Origin of the sequence: Azospirillum doebereinerae (genome assembly GCF_003989665.1) — a bacterium.
Lineage (GTDB): Bacteria > Pseudomonadota > Alphaproteobacteria > Azospirillales > Azospirillaceae > Azospirillum > Azospirillum doebereinerae.
The window spans coordinates 1-1,167 of record NZ_RZIJ01000073.1; the positions used below are offsets into that span (position 1 = coordinate 1).

Consider the following 1,167-nt stretch of genomic DNA (forward strand, 5'->3'; position numbering starts at 1 on the left):
TGAACCGCGCCGGGTTTGTCGGAGGCCCCATTTCTTGAGAAGATGGGGTTATCATGACGAAAGCGGCATCACGTAGATACGCTCCTGAAGTCCGCGAGCGCGCGGTTCGGATGGTGTTCGAGCACGAAGGCGATCACGCCTCGCAGTGGGCAGCGATCGGCTCGATCGCGGCGAAGATCGGCTGCACGGCGGAGACGCTGCGGGGCTGGGTGCGGCAGGCCGAGCGCGACCAGGGCAAGCGGCCCGGCCCGACGACGGACGAGCAGGAACGGATCAAGGCGCTGGAGCGCGAGAACCGGGAACTGCGCCAGGCGAACGAGATCCTGCGCAAGGCGTCGGCGTATTTCGCCCAGGCGGAGCTCGACCGCCCGTTTCGGAAATGATCGCCTTCATCGACGCACACCGCGCCGTCCACGGGGTCGAGCCGATCTGCAAAGTGTTGCCGATCGCCCCGTCGACCTACCGCGCCCATGCCGCCCGGCGAGCCGATCCGTCCAAGGCGCCGGCCCGCTCGCGAAGCGACGTGGAGCTGAGGGAGGCTATCCGGCGGGTCTGGGACGCGAACTTCCAGGTCTACGGGGTACGGAAAGTGTGGCGACAGTTGCGGCGGGAGGGCACCGACGTGGCACGCTGCACGGTGGCCCGGCTGATGAAGCACATGGGTCTGAAGGGGGCGACACGCGGCAAGGCGGTGCGGACCACGATCAGCGACCGGGCGGTGCCCTGTCCGGCCGACCGGGTGAACCGGCAGTTCCAGGCGCCGCGTCCGAATGCCTTGTGGGTGGCCGATTTCACCTACGTTGCCACGTGGCAAGGCTTCGTCTACGTGGCCTTCGTCATCGACACCTTCGCCCGCAAGATCGTCGGCTGGCGGGTGTCGCGCACCGCCCACGCCGGCTTTGTCCTGGATGCCTTGGAGCAGGCGCTTCACGATCGCCGGCCAGCCAAGGGCGGCGGTCTCATTCACCACTCGGACCGCGGATCGCAATACGTCGCCATTCGGTACACCGAGCGTCTCACCGACGCCGGCGTCGAGCCATCCGTGGGCAGCGTCGGCGATTCCTATGACAACGCCTTGGCCGAGACCATCAACGGCCTCTACAAGACCGAGGTGATCCGGCGCCGTGGGCCATGGCGCACCCTGGAGGCCGTCGAGTTCGCCACCCT

1 protein-coding gene and 1 other annotated feature are annotated in these 1,167 nt (G+C 67.6%); the gene reads left to right on the plus strand.

What is annotated here, in order from left to right:
* Positions 1 to 53 precede the first annotated feature (53 nt).
* A protein-coding gene (locus EJ913_RS31225) for an IS3 family transposase (RefSeq protein WP_425321140.1) occupies positions 54 to 1,167 on the plus strand; the annotation gives its coding sequence in 2 pieces (ribosomal slippage) (positions 54 to 351 and positions 351 to 1,167; 1,115 coding nt annotated over the 2 pieces). This gene is flagged as partial in the annotation.
* Positions 338 to 454, plus strand: a sequence feature (AL1L pseudoknot). Its footprint overlaps the gene before it by 117 nt.